Consider the following 17,912-nt stretch of genomic DNA (forward strand, 5'->3'; position numbering starts at 1 on the left):
GGGCCTTTCCGCCCAGCGCGGAACCATCGCCCCCGGCATGGCCGCCGACCTCGTCCTGCTGGACGACCAGCGCAACGTCATCCGGACCTGGATCGACGGGCAGGGCTAGGTAGGCGCGGGACGCGGCGCCCGCGCGTCGCTATTGGCGCTGTTGATCAGGAAGATCGCCAGCACGGTCGCGGCCTGGGCCAGGTCGGCCGGCGACAGCCGCTCCAGCGTGTCGAGGCTCGTGTGGTGCGCCCGACTGTCATAGTCGAGCGGATCCTGCAGGAACGAGATCCCCGGCAGGCCGATCTCGGTGAAGGTCGACTGGTCGGCGGGCCAGTGCGGCCCGTCATAGACCGCCAGCACGCCCAGATCCTTCAGCGGCGCGATCCAGGCGCGGTAGAGCTCGGCCAGCGCAGGGTCGCCGCCGGTGAACACGCCCCGGATGCGGCCCGAACCGCCATCCAGGTTGAAGGCGACGCTGAAGTCCTCGTACTCCGCCCCCTTGCGCAGCGGCTCCACCTTGGTCCGCCGCCCCTCGACCGCCAGGGCCATCTGCTCGGGCGCGGTGGAGCGCGGGATCCAGCCCAGGCGCTGTTTCGCATAGGCTTCGGAGCCGTAGAGCCCCTGCTCCTCGCCGCCGTAGAGCACGACGCGGATGGTGCGGCGAGGCTTAGCCCCGACCGCGCGCAGGATGCGGATCGCCTCCAGGGTCGCGGCCACGCCCGCGCCGTTGTCGGCGGCGCCCGCGCCCGCCGCCCAGCTGTCGAGATGCGCGCCCGCCAGCACCACCTGGGCCTTCAGGGCCGGATCCTGCCCCGGCAGCTCGGCCACGACGTTGTAGCCGGGCTCGGCGGGATCGCCCTCCTCGGTGGCGATCTCCAGTTCCAGGCGCGGCGCCGCGCCGGCCTGCACCAGACGCCAGCAGCGGGCATAGGACGCGCCATCGACATAGAGCGCGGGAAAGGACGGTCGCTCGGCCGCCAGCCACGGACGGCCGCCAAGTTCGGAGCCGTCGACGACCATGGCGCCCGGCTCGGCGCCGCCGCCGTCGATCAGCACCGCCCGCACGCCCTGCGCCGCCAGGAAGGCGTTGCGGCGAGCCTTGAAAAGCCCTTCCCGCCCCTGACGCGCCCGTCGCTCGGCGACGGTGCGATAGTAGGCGCGGACGGCCTGCGCAGCTTCGCCCTTCACGACCTGCTCGTCGCTGTAGCGGACGACGGCCGGCGCTTCGGCGGCGACGCTCCTCGGCGGCCCCAGCAGCACGATCCGGCCGGCGAGCCTTCCCTTCGCGCGTTCGAGGTCTTCGTCGCTGTCCAGACGCACGGCGACCGCCTGACCGGCGACCGCGCCCCTGGTCGCCACCGACCAGGGGCTGGCCACGGCGGCGAACTGGACGACGTCGGGCGCGGTCATGCGCGCCCAGGCCAGGGTCTGGCGCCAGGAGAGACCGAACGGGCCGATCGGCTCGAGCCGGGGGTCGTTAAGTCCCAGCGCCCGCATCCGCGCCAGCGCCCAGTCATAGGCCCGGCGCATGTTGGGCGACCCCATCAGCCGGGCGCCGACCTCGTCGGCCAGGCTCGTGGCGAAGGTCATGGCCTGGCCGCGCCCGAGGCCCTCGTCGCGGATCGCCTGGTAGAGGGCGAGATCCGGAACCGGGACCTCGCGCGCCAGGGCTTTCGGCCCCAACGCCAGCGCGCCCAGACCAGCCAGGGCCTGCCGTCGCGCCAGCCTCACCTCAGCGCTCCGCCGGCAGGCGGATCACGCCGACGTCGCCCTCGATCTCGATACGGGTGCCGAACTGGACCGAAGCCGCCTGTATCCGCTTGAGGATCCTCTGGGCGTCCTCGTGCGACGGCGATTTGGGCGTGCCTTGCAGGCGCTCGTCCTCGAGGTTCTGGATGAAGGGGTGGATGCGGATCACGGCGACACAGCCGTTGCGATACTCGCTGACCGCCACGGCGCCGTCGTACCATTCGGCCGGCAGGGTGAAGCCCCGGAACTGGCGGTTCTTGTCGCCGACCTGGAACATCAGGCTGCCCATGCCGTAGAAGATCGGCCGCCCCTTGTAGATCTCGACGCCCAGCAGGGCGTGCGGGCCGTGGCGCACCACCGCGTCGGCGCCGGCGTCGATCAGCTCATGGAACAGCGGCGCCATGTAGTCGGCCGGCCGGATGTCCTCCGGATCGGACGAGGCCGTCTCATGAGCGTGGATCGAGAACAGCACCAGGTCGGCCTTGCCCCGCGCCTCCCTGACGCTGGCCAGGGCGGCGGCCCGGTCGCCAGCGTCAAGGTCGTAGCTGAGGCCCGGACGCTCGTCGACGCGGAAGGTCGTGCGGCCGATGGTCAGTTCGTCGCCGCTCTTGGCGGCGGTGAACACCTCGGGGTTCTTGGTCGCGTCGGGCGTCGCTGAGCGGGCGGCGATCTCGCGCAGGGTCCGCATCTGCTCGGGCGTGACGCGCTGCAACTCGCGCGAGCGCAGCGGGGCCAGGCCCGGACGGGCGCGGAAGCCGCGGGCCGGATTGGCGTCGGCGGCCAGGGAGATATCGGTGTAGCTGCCGGCGAACGACACCAGCGCCACCGTGCCGCGCGGGGTCTTGGCGTAGGCGGGCTTGCGGGCCGCGCTCAGGCTGTCGCCCGTGCCGGCATGGACGACGCCGGCCGCGTCGAGCGCGTTCTGGGTCAGAGCCATGCCCTCCACACCGAAGTCCGTGGCGTGGTTGTTGGCCATCGACATGAGCTTGAAACCCATGGCCTTCAGGTCGAAGGCCACCGCCGCGTCGTTGACCGGCGTGCCGCCGCCGTTCTGCGCCGCCGGCCAGCCGGGGAACTTGTCGAAGTCGAAGATCGCGCCTTCCTGGTTGCCGAAGGCTGCATCGGCGCCGGCCAGAAGCTTCTGGATCCGCAGCGTGCCGGGATCGCCAAGACCGGTGATCGGATGCTCGGGCCCGATCAGGTCGCCGGTCACCGCCAGCGAGAAACCGTCCTTGACGGTGGCCGGCGCCTGGGCGGAGGCCGAGCCGGCGACAGAAGCGGCCAGCAGCGCGGTCATCAGTAGGCGCATTTCATCCCCTCGGTCCCGGGCTTGCGGGCCCATTGATAGACCTCCGCCTGATCGCCGCGCGGCAGGTAGGTCAGCGGGAAGGTCTTGCCGTCGCGCGTGACCTTCAAGGTCAGGGTCGCAGCCGGATCGCCCTGCACGCCGTCCAGGGCCACCGCATAGGTGACGACGTCGCCGTCCCGGAGCCCGGCCTTGGCCGCTTCCGAGCCAGGGATCAGCCCCCGGATCGTCTTGGTCGTACCCACCAGCGACTTAGGCTCGAAGCCCAGTTCGAACCGGCGCACCTTGGCCGTGGTGCGGGTGAAGCAGGGGCCGAAGTCGTCGTCCTGCGGCAGCATCAGCCCCCCGGCCAGCATGGTCTCGTGCAGCTTGCGGCCGCCCTCGCCCAGCTCGCCCGTCACCAGCGCGATCCAGGCGGCGTCATCGGCCTTCTCGCCGGCGGCGAAGCGACGGTTCATCTCCAGCACCAGGTCGTCGACCGAGCGCTTGCCGCCGCTGGCGCGACGGATCTTGCCGTCCAGCACCGCGAAATAGAGCCCGCCCCGATCATACGGCAGCACGCGGATGCGGCTGTCCTCCCAGAAGCGCGGCATGATCTCGTGATCGGGCGTGCCGTTCAGCGGATTGGCGTAGTAGCGCCGGGCGGTGTCGTTGAGGTCTTCCAGGAACTCATCGGCCGACAGCAGGCCGGCCCGGAACGGCAGCAGGCCCTGGTAATGGACGGCGATCCCCTCGCCGTACCATTGGCCGGCGTCGGAGTCGGTCCAGGTATGGACCATCTCGTGCGACAACGTGCCCTTGAGGCTGTCGCCCTTGGTGTCGGCGCCGTAGGTGGTCAGGAACGAGCGGGTCAGGGCCGTGCCGCCGCCTGCGTTGATCGGGTTGTAGCGCAGGAAGACGCGGTACGGCGGGACGGCCTTGTCGTGGAAGAAGCCGCTCATCCAGCCGTGCAGTCGGTTGGTCCAGGCCATCAGCGGCGCCGGATCGAACGGCGGCGTCCCCATCCAGGCGGCCGAGAAGCCGGTCTCGGACACGGCCGCCGGCTCGCGCTTCATCGGCCCGGCCATGAACACGGTCGAGGCCAGTTGGCCGGCGGGACCGTCCGGCAGGGCGACGTCGCCCTCGCCGAAGCTGGAGGTCGCAGTCGAGCCCTTGGGCAGAGCGCTGAGGTCCCAGCTGAGGCGGATGCGGCGCGCGACCTGGTCTTCCGGCAGCAGGATGAAAGTGTTGCCCACGCCCGAGACGCCGCCGCCTTCGGTGCGCAGGGCGTAGGGCGGACCCGAGCCGCGCGTGGGCGGGGTGTTATCGACGGGCGCGATGTAGCGGACCACGACGGGACCGCGCGTGGCGCGGCCGGCCAGCCAGTGTCGCGACCAGACCATGCCCTTGGCGGGATCGTCCCTGACCGTAAGGGAGACGTCACCGTCGGCGTCGGTCGCCGAAAGGCCGCTCAGGGTGTCGGCGACCGTCGCCGTATTGGCGATCACCAGCGGCAGGGTCAGCAGCGGCGCCCCTGCCTGGACCGAGAGATCGGAGAGCCTCAGCTCCACCGCCAGGCTGCCGGCGCCCTTGGCCTCGTCCATGCGGCTGGGCGTCAGCCGCACGTCGAGCGACGGCGCGGGCTGGGCCAGGCTCGCGCCGGCGGGCGCCAGGATGAGGGCGGCGGCCAGCCCGGCCAGCAGACGGGTTCTCAGGGTCATTTCACCTGCTCGTAGAGATAAGCCGCCGCCGCCAGATCCTGCACGGCGTGACCGATCGACTTGTACACGGTAATGTCCGACGGCGACCGCCGCCCCGCTGCCGGATCGGTGAAGACCTCGCCGATCTCGGCCTGGATGCAGTCCTCGGAGACGAGGCCGGCGGCGATGGCGCGCAGGAACTCCCCTGCCCCGTTTCGCGCCGAATCGCGGCTCTCGACGAAGTAGCGCCCGACCGACACCACGGCGGCTTCGGCCTCGGCGGCCGAGGCGACGCTGGCGCCGACCAGGTTCACGTGGGTCCCCGGCGTCAGCCATTCGGCCATCAGCACCGGCTCGACCGCGCCGGTGACGGTGCAGAGGATCTGGGCGTCGGCGACGGCCTCGCGAGCGTCCTCGACGGCGACCACGGACAGGCCCGTGACCTCCGACATCTGTTCGCAGAAGACCCGGGCGCGGTCGAGCGAGCGCCCCCACACCCGAACTTCCCGCAACCTCCGCACCCGGGCCAGGGCCTCGATATGGGCGCTGGCCTGGTGGCCATGGCCCATCAAAGTCAGGCGCTCGGCGTCAGGAACAGCCAGGGCGTCGGTCGCCGCCGCCGTGCCCGCCGCGGTGCGGATCTGGGTGATGGCGCCGGCGTCTGCGACGCAGACGGCCTGGCCGCTGTCCGCATCGAACAGCACCACCACGCCCTGGTGGGCGCTGCGCCCCGGACGGTCGGGCTCGGCGAACACGCTGATCAGCTTGGCGCCGAAATAGCCGCCGTTGAGCAGCGCGCCCGGCATCTGGCCGAACAGCCGCCCCGCCCCGATCGGAATGATCGAGCGGGGCAGTTGCCGGGTCTGGCCCGCCGACAGGGCCACCATCGCCTCGCGCACCGCCGTCCGACAGCCATCGAGATCGAGGCCCTGCAGGACGGCGGCTTCGTCGAAGAACCGCATGCCTAGAAGCTGCGGCTCAGCGAGACGCCCGCGGTGCGCGGCTGCAGGAAGATGGCTTGCGGCGCGCTGGTTCCGCCACGGGTGGTGGCCTCCACGACGCCACGCTCGTCGCCCAGGTTCTTGATGTAGGCGGTGAAGCGCCAGTCGGCGTTGTAGATCCCCCCGCGCACATCGAACGTGGTGTATGACGGCAGCTTGATGCGCGAGCCATAGGCGGTGTTGCCCGTCGTCGTCGGCAGGATGTTGGCGAAGTCGCCGTAGCGCTCGCCGACATAGGCCACGCTGGCGCCGACGGTGGCCGAGAAGCCGTGGCCGATCGACCAGTCATAGTCGCTCGACAGGCTGGCCGAGACCTTGGCCGAGCCCGGCAGGCGGTCGCCCTTATCGCCATAGATCGGCGAGGCGCCGGCCGGCGCCCTCAGGTTGTCCGACAGCTTGGCGTCCAGCAGGGTCAGGGCCCCGTCGAACGACAGGCCGCCGATCGGCGCCCAACGGCCCGACAGTTCCAGGCCCTGGCTGCGGGCGGTCGAGCCGTTGGTGTAGTAGGTGAACTGCGAGGCCACGTCGGTGGTCAGAAGCTGGATGTCGTCCCAGTCGACCCGGAACAGCGCCGCCTCGTAGGTGAAGCGCGCCGCCCGGATGACGCCCTTCAGGCCGGCTTCGTAGCTGACCACGCTGTCGGACTGGAACGACAGCGGAATGCCTGCAATGCCAGCGCCGTTGGGGCCGCCCGGGCGATAGCCGGTGGCGATGCGCAGATAGGCCATGGTGTCGGGCGAGATCTTGTAGCGCGGCGTCAGCAGCCAGGTGACCGCGTCGTCCGACGACTTGGCCTGCGGCTCCGACGAGGTCGGGCCGAAGAAGCGGACGGCCTGCGGGGCGATGGTCGTGGTCGAGGCGCTGCTCTGGTCGTTCGACGAGTATCGCACGCCGGCCTGCACGTCGAAGGCCGGGGTGAAGTGGTAGGTGATGTCGGCGAACGCCGCCTTCTCCTCGAACTTGGCCGGCCCCACCGAGGCGTAGGCGGTCGTGTCCGATCCCGTCGTCGGGCGGACGACCAGCGTCTGGTCCACGGAGATCTTCTCGTGGGTGTAGAAGCCGCCGACCAGCCATTCGAGCGGACCGTCCGACTTCGAGGCCAGGCGGATCTCCTGGCTGAATTTCTTGGTCTGGTCGGCGTTGATCAGCGAGACGCTGGACCCCGTCGGCGCCGAGAACGCCGAAAGCAGGAAGCCGAAGGTGTTGGTCTGGTCGAGGTCCGAGGCCGACTTGATGCGGTTGTACGCGCTGACCGAGGTCAGGTCGGCGAAGCCTACATCGTAGGTGGCGCGGCCTTGGTAGAGGGTCACGTCTACGTCGCGCTTGGTCGGCGCGATGTTCAGCGTCATGTCGCCGAAATAGGGCGTGAAGTCGACGCCGCCGGTGAAGGCGCCCGTGCCGCACGACGGGCAGATCCGGATCTGTGGGCTGCCGATGAACTTGGCTTCCTGGCGCAGCACCGACAGGTCGATGGTCAGGGCGTCGATCGGCTTGAACAGCAGCGCGGCGCGGCCGCCCTCGACGCGGTTGTCATTGATGTCCTCGCCCGCGGCCTTGGCGTTGATGTTGTCGAGATACGGCGGATCGTGGCGGGTGAAGCCGCTGACCCGCAGGGCCAGCTTCTCGCTGACGATCGGCAGGTTGACCGAACCGCGCACCGACCAGCCCTCGCCACCGCCGGAAACGGTGTTGGCACCGGCCTCGATGCGGCCGCTGAACCGTTCGGTGTCGGGGCTGACCGTCACGTATTTCACCAGGCCGCCCAGGCTGGAGGCGCCGTACAGCGTGCCCTGCGGACCGCGCAGGATCTCGACGCGTTGCAGGTCGGACGGATCGATGTCGATCAGCGGCGACTGGGCCGAGGCCGCGCCCGAGGTCAGCGGCACGTCGTCGAGGGCGAAGGCCACGGTGGCCGCCGTGCCGCCGCCGGTGGTGACGCCGCGGATGGCCACGCCGTTGGCGCGCTGCTCAGTGCCGCCGCCGCTCAGCGAGACGCCCGGCACGCGGTTGTAGAAGTCGCGGACCTGCACGAGGTTCTGCCGAGACAGACTATCGCCGGTGACCGCCGCCACCGAGACCGGCACGTCCAGCAGGCGCTCGGACTTCTTCTGCGCCGTCACCACGATCTCTCCGATCGTCGTGTCGTCGGCCGCGTCCTGGGCGTGGGCCAGGGTACCGGCCAGCAGGCACGCCCCGCCCGAACCCGCCAGCAAGAAAGCCTTCAAACCGTTGCGCATCGCAGTCCCCAATTCGCCGGGCGCGGCGTCCCCCGCCGACCCAAGACCCATGTTCGCCAACAGCTTTGCAACAGAACGAAGACACCTTCAACATTTTGTTGAAAACATCGACTACGTGTTGAGGCGTGCGAATTTTCGCATGCATTCCAGGCCATTGCTGATCAAACGGCAGGCGCCGGATCACGTATCGAAGCCGAACGGCGATCGTGTTGCGCACAGGACAAGGCCGGAATATCAACGCTCTGTTGAATGACGTCGCCTAGTTCCCGGTTCACCGGCCCGCATGAAAGACCAGACCGCCGTGCAAGACGAAAAGGCCCTGCTGGGCGTGCTCCAGGGCGTGGCCAAGGCGCTGGAATGCGCCGTGAACCAACACACCGAGGTGGTGGTCCATAACCTGCGCGAGCCGGAATCCTCGATCATCGAGATCGTCAACGGCCACGTCAGCGGCCGCAGCGTGGGTTCGGCGATCATCTCCGGGCCCGCCGAGGACAAGGCGTTCGACACCCTGGTCGCCAGCAAGGCCGCTGCCCACCCCAACGAGGTGCGCGTGGTCTCCAACTATACGTCCCGGACAGGTGATGGGCGCGCCCTGCGCTCGTCGTCGGTGGTGCTGTTCGACGAAGAGGGCGTTCCCGCCGCCGCCCTTTGCCTGAACGTCGACATGGGCGCGATCGAGCGCATCCAGCGCGAGGTGCAGGCCGCCCTTATTCCCAGCGTCCTGCCGCCCCTGCCCGCCCCCCGATCGGAAGGCAATATCGAGGACCTGATCGAGGAGATCATCGTCTCGGCGCTCGAAGCCGCCGGCGCGCCGGTCGACCGCATGTCGAAAACCGAGAAGAAGGCGGCCGTCGCGATCATGCACGAGCGCGGCCTGTTCGTGATCCGCGGCTCGGTCGAACGCGTCGCCGCGCGCCTGGGGGTCACCAAGTTCACGATCTACAACTATCTCGACGAGATCGGCGCCAAGCGCTCCTGAACGGGGCCGCCGCCGACGCTCCGACCGGCCGACTGTGAAGTATTCATAAAATTCCGGCGCGCCCGCCGATTGGCCGCGTCCCTTGAGCTTGGGAGCGTCTCTGCTCCGGTTCAGGGCCTGCGGTCGATGAAAACGCTATCGTTCAAAACCAAGCTTCTCGCGTCCTCGATGGCGCTCTCGCTGCTCGGCGCGGGCCAGGCCTTCGCGGAGGACGCGCCGGCCTCCGCCCCTGACTCCGCCGAAGTCGCCGCCGTGACGGTGGTCGCCACCCGCAACGACGCCATGCGCACCCAGATGGCCAGCGACAACGCCGTCAGCGTGATGTCGGCCGACGACCTTGAGCACACCGCCGTCCACAACGTCGCCGAAGCCCTGGCCCTGCTGCCCGGCATCAGCGTGCAGAACACCGGCAACTCGTTCTTCGGCGGCGTCGACGGCGCCTCACGCGGCGAAGGCATGTTCGTCGGCGTGCGCGGCATGAACTCGGAGTTCACCCTGGCTCTGATCAACGGCGTCAACGTCGCCCAGGGCATGCCATACTCGCGCCAGGTGCAGCTGTCGCTGCTGCCGCCGTCGGGCCTGAAGACCATCGTGGTCAACAAGAACTCGACCGCCGACATGGACGGCGACGCCATCGGCGGCACCATCGACTTCATCACCCCCTCGGCCTTCAGCTTCCGCGACGGCTACGCCTCGCTGTCGATCGCCGGCCGCGTCGAGAGCCGCGCGCGCACCTATGACGAGGACGGCCTGGGCGGCGGCGCCAGCGGCGAGATCGCCCGTCGCTTCGGCCGGAACGACCAGTTCGGGGTCTATGTCAGCGCCTTCTACGACAAGCGCACCTTCGCCAACTCGATGGTCGCGGCCCTGATGAACGCCCAGAACGACGGCGGCTGGGCCTATCTGCATTCGGCCACGGACTCAGGCGAGGGCGTCAATCCGGCCGGCATGGACAAGGAGGCCAACCTGGCCCTGACCGGCCTGAACGTCGGCGTCTCCACCGGCCACACCCGGCGCTACGGCGGCAACTTCTCGCTGGACTGGCGTCCGGACGACAGCCTGGACCTCTATCTGCGCGGCTCGTACGCCTTCGCCGAAACCGAGCAGAACTCGACCCTGAACCAGTTCGTCCAGAACCGCGCCCGGGTCTTCAACGCCGCGACCGGCCTCTACGACCTGAACCTGACCAACTCGTCGGTTCGCATGTGGTACACGACCAACCCCGAGGACGCGGACCTCAGCACCGTGACCCTGGGCGGCGTCAAGCGCCACGGCGCCTGGACCCTGTCGCCGTCGGTGTTCTACTCGGAAGGCGGCAACGACCGCCCCGACCACATCGAGGCCTCGGTCCGCAACAACCAGTCCGACCGCTTCAACACCGGCTTCCTGACGCCCTACAGCGGCCTGTTCATCGGCTACAACAAGGACGGCTATCCGATGCCGCTCCTGACCCAGGCCCAGCGCGACCTGATCAACAACTCGGGGACCGCGCTGCTGGCGCGCCGGGCGGGCCAGCTGACCGAGCAGTTCTCGAACCAGCAGAAGTTCGGCGGCCGCTTCGACGCGCAGCGCGACTTCGACGGCGGCGCTCTGTCCTACATCAAGACCGGCGTGAAGTACGTGCAGAGCCACCGCCGGGTCACCAGCCACGACTGGACCAACGACCACTTCGCCAACCTGCTGGGCAAGCCGGGCGTGACGTGGAACGAGCTTGGCCTGATCTCCGGCTACTTCGACTCCGTCTATCCGGGCCTCTACGACATCCGCGCGCCGAAGGTGAACCACGACCGCCTGGTCTCGCTGTTCCGCCAGTACTTCGACGCCACCGCAGCTGCGGCCGACCTCTGCTACCTGAACTGCAACACGCTGAAGGGCGACGAGAACGTCGCTGCCGCCTATGTCACCGGCAAGTGGGACATGGGCGCGCTCGAGGTCATCCCGGGCCTGCGCTACGAGCACACCAACATCGAGAACACCTACTGGAACAACGACCCCCAGGCGCGCCGCTTCGAGACCAACTCGACCAAGTACAACGAGTGGCTGCCCAGCCTGTTCGCCAACTACCGCCCGACCGACGACGCGGTCTACCGCGCCTCGATCACCCGCGCCTACATGCGACCGGCCCTAGTGCAGTTGGGCGGGTCGGAGACGACCACGCGCGGCGACAACTCGATTACCGTCACCCGCGGCAACCCGGGCCTGAAGACGCTGAAGTCCTGGAACTTCGACGCCTCGGGCGAGTGGCGCAACAGCGCCGGCGGATACGCCATGGTCGGCGTCTACTACAAGCGCCTGTCGGACTACATGTACGACAACGGCTCCACCACCGTGAACGGCGGCCAGTCGTCGGGCGGCACGCAGTACAACGGCGAGACCTTCGACCGCGTGACCATCGTCTCGCCGACCAACGGCGGCGAGGGCTACGTCAAGGGCGTCGAGATCCAGCTCTACCAGAAGTTCGACATGCTGCCGGGCTGGCTGTCGGGCTTCGGCGCCGGCGCCAACTACACCCGCCAGTGGACGCAGGTCGACATCGGCGGCGGCGAGAAAAAGCGCATGCAGAACGCGCCGGAAGAACTGGCCAACCTGAAGGTCAACTACGTGCTCGGGAACCTGACGGTCGACCTGAACTGGAACTACGCGGGCGAGACGGTCATGGCCTACAACCGCGTGGCCGGCCTCGACTACTGGACCCGTCCGACCCGCCGCACCGACCTGCACGCCGGCTATGACTTCGGCAACGGCGTGGTGCTCGACCTGTCGGTCTCCAACCTGTTCAAGAACTACAGCTACTGGGCCCATGTCGGCCAGAACAGCCTGGCCATCTCCGACGTGGTCAATTCCGGCCGCACCACCCTGCTGACGCTGAAGTACGACTTCTAAGCCTCGGCCTGGGCCCGGTTCGCCATCCCCTCGCGAACCGGGCCTAGAACACGCTGCGCAGGCTGACGACGACCCGCCGCCCGGAATCCACCACGTCCGAAAGCGCGGTGGTGTCGCGCCCCACGTGGGCCCAGTAGCTGTAGGCGCCCGTCAGGTTGGTCGCGATCAGATCCAGCCGCGTGCGCTCGTCGACCCGCCAGCGGAACCGTGCGTCCAGGCGCGTCACGGGCCGAACCCACTGGTTATCCCAGTCGCCCTGCGCGCCGAGGATGTCGTAGGCCGACAGATAGGCGCCCGTATAGTTCAGGCTCAGATAGAGCGAGGCCCGGCCCCGACTGTAGGCCAGTTCGGCGTTGCCCAGCCATTCAGGCGCGCTCAGCATCGGCTGGGCGCGACCCAGGCTCGGGCCGAGATCGACGCGGGTCCACTGGCGGCTGGCGTTCATGTCGAGGCTGGCCCGGCCGCCCAGCCCCAGCGGATCGCCCAGGGGCTGATACCACTCGACCTCCAGGCCTCGCGTGCGACCGCGCCCGCCGTTGCGCGGCATGACCACCCGGACAGCGCCGTCCTCGGGAACCGCCCCCAGGTCCAGGCTGGAGCCGCTTTCGAACAGGTAGTGGTCGATGCGCTTGGCGTAGGCCGAGACGCCCAGCACCCCGCCGCCCGACAGCCAGCGCTGGTGCGACAGGTCGAGGTTCCAGGCGTCGGCGCTCTTCAGGTCGGGATTGCCCCGCGTCACCGTCGTCACGCCATCGACGGTCGCGGTGCGCTGACCGCCCGCCAGCTGCATGAAGGCCGGGCGGCTGTAGGCTCGCCAGGCCGAGGCCCTCCAGATGCTGCGATCGTCGGGCCGATAGGACAGGTTCACGCTGGGCAGCAGCTTGTCGTAGCGGCTGCGGCTGCGCCCCCAGTCCCCCGCCGTCTCGCCACCGCTCGCATCCGGCGTCACCCAGAACCGGTTGCGGATCAGGGCATGCTCGTGACGCAGGCCGAACTGGGCCTCCCAGGCGCCCGACGCGTAGGTCGCCATGGCGTAGAGCGCGCCCACCGTCTCGCTGCCCGACTGGCTGTTGCAGTTGAGGTTGTTGACGTAGAGCGCCCCGCAGCTGTCGAAGCTTTCGGCCGTGCGCTTGGCCTGGAAATAGGCCGCAAGCCGATCGTGATCGATCCGCGGGATCGACCAGTCGTAGAGCCCGGGAAAGACCTGTGCGTAGGTCCCGTTGGCGATGCCCAGCGCCTCCCAGGTCAGCCCCGCCTGCCGGTAGATGTCGGCGAAGAAGGCGTTGGTCCAGTTGCGGTCGGTGAGGCTTCGATCGCTGCGGCTGATCTTGGCCCCCGCGCGGAAGCTGCGCCACGCACCGGCCGACGGCGTGAAGGTCAGGCCAAGGCCGGCACCATACCGCGTCTGGTCGCTGAACTGCTCGGTCCGCTGGCCGGCGCGCCGGGCCAGCAGAACGCGCCCGGCGCCGTTTAGGTCGTCGAGAACGCTCCGTGGCCACTGCGGAACCGGCAGGCCGTCACGATAGGTCACCGTCACCCCGCCGAAGGCGCGCGGCAGCTGGCCGGTGTTGTAGCCGTCGTTCTGGTTGATCCAGGCCGAGGCCTCCAGGTGATCCGGCCGCGCGCTCTCGCCGTGGCTGGCGAAAAGGTAGGGCGACAGCCGCCAGCGACCGGAGACGAGGTCGGCGGCCAGACTCGCCGTCGACAGGGACACGCTGTCGGGATTGGTCTCGTACCAGACGCGCGTCGACAGGTCCTGAACCGACAACCGGAAGACCCCGGTCCCGTCGTCGAGCCAGGCCTGGGCGCCGCTGACCACCTGGCTGAAGGTCGAGTTCTGCTCGGTATCGGCGCGCGCATGGGTGGCGTTCAGCCGCACGTCCAGGCCCGGACGCATGCTCCAGTCCATCGCCAGCACGTAGTTCTGCAGGCGGCTGCCGCCGCTGGACACCCCGACATTGAGGCTGGTCTGCACCAGGTTGTCCTGCGGCCGGCTGGGATCGACCGGACCGCCCGCCGCCGAGCCGGAAACGCCGTAAGCCCAGCCCCGGTCATTCTGCGCCGCCATCACCCCGGCCAGTTCGGAGTTCAGGAAACCGCGATCCTCGTAGGCGGCGGCGACATAGAGCCCTACCTGCCCTTCGGCGCCGAAACGGCGGCTGTGTTCCACCTGCACCTGCCCGCCCAGGCCCCTGGCGCCGTAGTCTCGGGCCCGCGTCTCGACCCGTCCGCCCAGGGTGGCGACCGTCTGCGGCGAGCGCGAGCGGTCGCCCGGTCCGGGGGTCTGGAAGTCGAGCGCCGCGCCGATGAAGTCGCCGTCCAGGTCCGCCCGCCCGGTCTTGTGCGCCACCACCGCCTGGAAGGCGTCCGGCGGCAGCAGGTTCAGTTGCACGCCGCGCGAGTACGGCAGGCCCTGGGCCACGGAGACGCCGTTGATCATGGTGAGATTGTATTCGGCGTTGAGGCCGCGGTAGCCCGCGTAGAGCCCCTCGCCTCGCGAAGCCGAGTCGATGCCGCCGATAAAGGACCGGCCGGTGTTGATGACCGTCATGCCCGGCAGGTCGCCGAGGGCTTCGGACAGGTTCTGGGCCGCGCCGCGCTCCATGTCGTCCCGGGTGAGGCGACGCAGCGGAGCAGCCTCGGCCAGATCCGTCGCCAGGCGACGGGCCACGACGTCGCCGGCCGAACGCGCGCTCAGCACCAGCAGCGGCTCGAGCTCAGTGGCCGAGACCTGAGGCGCCAGCGCCAGGGCCGCGCGGGGCGGCGGCGCCTGGGCGGCGACGACGAAGGTGCGGGCGTCGATGCGGCGCGCCTCGAAGCCTGCGTCGGCCAGGACCATGTCGAACGCGCGCCAGACCTCTACGCGTCCGGCGACGGGGCGACTACGCCGTCCCTCCATGTCCCTGGCCGAAAACAGGACCTGCACCCTGCCCTGGCGCGCCAGCTCGCGCAGGGCCGACGACAGCGGCTGGGCGGGCACGTTGAAGGCAGGGGTGCGATCGCCAGCCCAGGCCCCGGTCGGCGCGATCGCGACGAACAGAGCCGCGCCTCCCATGGACCGAAGAAAAGCGTGACGACCGTCACCGCCCATGTGGGACGATCCGTGAATGAACCCCGCGACTGGGCGGCTTCTATGGGCGCCCTGCGATGAATTGATGACATCCGCGCATCGCATTTGGCGGCATGTCGACAGCGCCGCGTCTCTTGAAGTAGAGGCGTGACCGAGTGCGAATGTTTGACGGCGTCGATCCACCGATGAGAGCCCCCGAACCAGCCGCACCGACCAACGCGATCATGGTCGACCTGGTGCAGCGGTTCGACGCGCGGCTGCGCAGGTACCTGGGCCGCTTTCTGGCGCCCACCGACGTCGAGGACGCATTGCAGGACATCTACCTGCGTCTGACGCGGCTGGCGGCGGGCGTTCCGCCGCCTGACTTCAACGCCACCTACGTGTTCAAGACCGCCGACAGCGTCGCGCGCGACCTGCGCCGGCGACGGCTGGGCCGGGGCGGCGACCGGCATGTCGAACTGCCCGAGGACCTGGCGCACGAAGGCCCCTCGCCGTTCGACGAGGTGCGCTGGCAGCAGAACGCCGACCTGCTGCGCCGCGCCATCGCCGCCCTGCCCCGCGATCAGCGCCTGGTGCTGATGATGCACCGCGTCGAGGGGCTGACCCTGGTTGAAATCGCCGCCCGCACGCGCACGCCGCTGCGGACGACCCAGCGCCTGATGGCCGACGCGCTCGCCCGCTGCCGGCACAGGCTGAAGGATTGTGGATGGTTCGAGCTGTAATCCCGTTTCGCCGCCCGCCGCGCGACGACGAGGCCGACGCCTTCGTCGCCGATCGCCTGCGCGATGAGCAGGGCCAGCCCATTTCACCACGCGCCGGACAAGATGAGGTCGGCGAGGTCTGGGATGCGCTGGGCCAGCTCGACGCTGCCGACTTCGATCTGGACGACCGCAGGAGCAGCAGCGGCCTGCTGAGCCGCCGCGGCCTGATCGCCGGCGGCGCGATCGCCGCAGGCTTCGCCATTGGCGGCGTCCTGCTCTGGAACCAGCGCCCGGTCGCCTACCAGACCGCCGTCGGCGAACGGCGGACGGTCGCCCTGCCCGACGGTTCGCGGGTCACGCTCAACACCGCCACGCGCCTGGTTGCGCGGTTCGGCGGCGACCGGCGGGAAGTCGTCCTGGAGGCGGGGGAAGCCCTGTTCGCCGTGGCTCACCGGGACGGCGCCCCGTTCGACGTACTGAGCCAGGGCGGACGCATCCGCGTCACCGGCACCCGCTTTAACGTCTATCGCCAGGCCGGTTTCACCCAGGTCGATCTGCTTGAGGGCGGCGTGACGGCCGGGTCGGCCGAAGACGGTTCCAAGACTGCGGTCCGGCTAGCCCCCGGCCAGGCTGTTCGCCTGTCGCCGTCGGGACGGCCGGGTCCGATCTTCGTCGCCCAGGCCGCACGGATCGACGACTGGAACAACGGCCGTATCAGCTTCGTCGGCGCCTCGCTGACCGAGGCCGTCGCCGAGATGAACCGCTACAGCCGCACGCCCATGCGCATCGCAACGCCATCGCTGGGTCGCCTTCAGGTCGACGGCGTGTTCGAGGCCGGCGACACGGCCGCCTTCGCAAGGGCGGTCGGTCGCCTGCACAAGGTGTCCGTCAGGACTGACGGACGGAGCTGGACGCTGTCCTAGTTGGCCGTGTCCGGCTTCCAGTCCCAGGCGTCCATCATGATCTGGAACAGGTGGGTGTTGGGGAAATAGCCGCGCACGCGCTCAGCGCCCGCGCCGGTCGCCAGGGCCACGACCTCTTCGCCGGTGTGGCTGCGGTTGACCATGACGTTCTTGAGACGGACGATCTCCTCGTCCTTCCCGGCCGCCTTCCAGGCGTCGTAGCCTTCCAGCACCGGCTCGCCCCGGCGGCCGCCGTCCACCTGCAGGCCGAACGAGTGGTCGGCGGTGAACAGCAGCAGGGTGTCCTTCAGGTCGACCCGGCCCTCGATCTCGGCGATCAGCTTATCCAGGTCGACGATGTTCTGCAGGCCCTTGCGGGGATCGTCGGTGTGGGCGTCCCACTCGATCACCAGCAGGTAGCCCTTGGGCGAGGCTTGCAGCAGGTCGAGCGCGCGCAGGGCGGCCGCGCGGACGTCGATCTGGTCGGCGACGACCACGGGCCGGGTGTTGGCGGCGGCCGCATCCTCCAGCCGTGCATAGATCGGCCGATCGTGCGCCTTGGCCAGTTGGTCGAAGCCGGTCCCGCGCGCGGCGAGTTGCTCGCCGATCTTGCGGCGGCCGGCGCCGAACATGACGTCGACCCCGTCGCCGAAGCGCGGCGAGAAGGCCTGCGGGAAGATCTCGCCCCACTTCTCGCGGTCGTTCGAGTGGGCGTAGGTCGCCCCCGGCGTGGCGTCGGTGATCGGCTCGGAGGTCACGACGCCGGTCCGCAGGCCCCGCTCCTCGGCGTATTCCAGCAAGGTCTTGGTCGGCGCGCCGTCGACCTTGCCGCGCACCGCAGCGGGCGACTGGCTGATCACGCCGTTGCGGGTCTTCACCCCGGTCATGATCGAGGACATGCCGTTGGCCGAGTCCGAAACGAACTGGTCGACCGGCGAGGTCTCGCTGAGGCCCAGGTTCGGCCACTTCTGGATATGCAGCTTCAGGGGCTCGCCATAGCCGAGCAGGCTGGCGGCGTTGACCGACGGCACGCCGCCAGCGTCGGCGAGGAAGACGATGACGTTCCTGGCCTTGCGCGGCGCCTCAACTTTCGGCGCGGCGGACGGCGGCGGCGCGCCTTGCGCCAGGGCCGTGGACGACATCACCAGCGACAGCGAAGCGGCGGCGAAAAGGTGTTTAAGCATCTGCATCCTCAAGCGAACTTCGCTCCGACGGATGCGCCTTCTAGCGGCTGCGCCGCGAGATTCGTGTGAAATGACTGTTACAGCGATCCGAGCACCGCCCGCGCCGGACGCCAAGGTCAACGCCGTCCGGGGCGTCGCCTATACCGCTTTGCTTCGGGACGTTCGGACCGCGACCTTACCCATCACGACGCTTCGGCTTTGCTGACCGGTGTTATCTTGCACGGTTTTGC

At 69.4% G+C, this 17,912-nt stretch carries 11 protein-coding genes; 4 read left to right on the top strand and 7 right to left on the bottom strand.

The window, feature by feature from the left end; genetic code table 11:
* Nucleotides 1–105 precede the first annotated feature (105 nt).
* From SGCZBJ_RS17620 to SGCZBJ_RS17640, 5 genes are read right to left on the bottom strand one after another with little or no spacing between them, the layout of a single operon-like run.
* Complete coding sequence (locus tag SGCZBJ_RS17620) at nucleotides 106–1,722, bottom strand: M20/M25/M40 family metallo-hydrolase (RefSeq protein ID WP_101719274.1); 1,617 nt, start codon at nucleotides 1,720–1,722, stop codon at nucleotides 106–108.
* 1 nt (nucleotide 1,723) lies between these two features.
* The gene (locus tag SGCZBJ_RS17625) at nucleotides 1,724–3,049 is read right to left on the bottom strand and encodes a CapA family protein (RefSeq protein ID WP_165799358.1); all 1,326 of its coding nucleotides are present in this window, start codon (nucleotides 3,047–3,049) and stop codon (nucleotides 1,724–1,726) included.
* Complete coding sequence (locus SGCZBJ_RS17630) at nucleotides 3,037–4,746, bottom strand: M61 metallopeptidase family protein (RefSeq protein ID WP_101719276.1); 1,710 nt, start codon at nucleotides 4,744–4,746, stop codon at nucleotides 3,037–3,039. The genes SGCZBJ_RS17625 and SGCZBJ_RS17630 overlap by 13 nt, the downstream gene beginning before the upstream one ends.
* Entirely contained in the window at nucleotides 4,743–5,687 is a 945-nt protein-coding gene (locus tag SGCZBJ_RS17635; protein WP_101719277.1) for an ornithine cyclodeaminase family protein, read from the bottom strand. The genes SGCZBJ_RS17630 and SGCZBJ_RS17635 overlap by 4 nt, the downstream gene beginning before the upstream one ends.
* A gap of 2 nt (nucleotides 5,688–5,689) precedes the next feature.
* Nucleotides 5,690–7,963, bottom strand: coding sequence for a TonB-dependent receptor (locus tag SGCZBJ_RS17640; protein WP_165799359.1), 2,274 nt, complete (start codon nucleotides 7,961–7,963; stop codon nucleotides 5,690–5,692).
* 301 nt (nucleotides 7,964–8,264) lie between these two features.
* On the opposite strand from SGCZBJ_RS17640, the gene SGCZBJ_RS17645 reads away from it, so the two are divergent.
* Nucleotides 8,265–8,942, top strand: coding sequence for a helix-turn-helix transcriptional regulator (locus tag SGCZBJ_RS17645; protein WP_165799360.1), 678 nt, complete (start codon nucleotides 8,265–8,267; stop codon nucleotides 8,940–8,942).
* A 168-nt stretch (nucleotides 8,943–9,110) separates the two neighbouring features.
* Complete coding sequence (locus tag SGCZBJ_RS17650) at nucleotides 9,111–11,825, top strand: TonB-dependent receptor (RefSeq protein WP_240621552.1); 2,715 nt, start codon at nucleotides 9,111–9,113, stop codon at nucleotides 11,823–11,825.
* 43 nt (nucleotides 11,826–11,868) lie between these two features.
* Here SGCZBJ_RS17650 and SGCZBJ_RS17655 read toward each other — a convergent pair whose 3' ends face one another.
* Entirely contained in the window at nucleotides 11,869–14,880 is a 3,012-nt protein-coding gene (locus SGCZBJ_RS17655; RefSeq protein WP_101719281.1) for a TonB-dependent receptor, read from the bottom strand.
* Between the two features lie 200 nt (nucleotides 14,881–15,080).
* Between SGCZBJ_RS17655 and SGCZBJ_RS17660 the strand changes: the two genes are divergently transcribed.
* Nucleotides 15,081–15,617, top strand: coding sequence for an RNA polymerase sigma factor (locus SGCZBJ_RS17660; RefSeq protein ID WP_240621553.1), 537 nt, complete (start codon nucleotides 15,081–15,083; stop codon nucleotides 15,615–15,617).
* Nucleotides 15,602–16,519, top strand: coding sequence for a FecR family protein (locus SGCZBJ_RS17665; protein WP_101719283.1), 918 nt, complete (start codon nucleotides 15,602–15,604; stop codon nucleotides 16,517–16,519). Before SGCZBJ_RS17660 ends, SGCZBJ_RS17665 begins: the two co-directional genes overlap by 16 nt.
* On the opposite strand, the gene SGCZBJ_RS17670 is transcribed toward SGCZBJ_RS17665, so the two are convergent.
* Nucleotides 16,516–17,682 (bottom strand): alkaline phosphatase, encoded by a 1,167-nt coding sequence (locus SGCZBJ_RS17670; RefSeq protein WP_240621554.1) that lies wholly within the window; start codon nucleotides 17,680–17,682, stop codon nucleotides 16,516–16,518. The two genes, SGCZBJ_RS17665 and SGCZBJ_RS17670, sit on opposite strands and share 4 nt — an antisense overlap.
* Between the last annotated feature and the right edge of the window lie 230 nt (nucleotides 17,683–17,912).

The sequence above is a fragment of the Caulobacter zeae genome, from assembly GCF_002858925.1.
Lineage (GTDB): Bacteria > Pseudomonadota > Alphaproteobacteria > Caulobacterales > Caulobacteraceae > Caulobacter > Caulobacter zeae.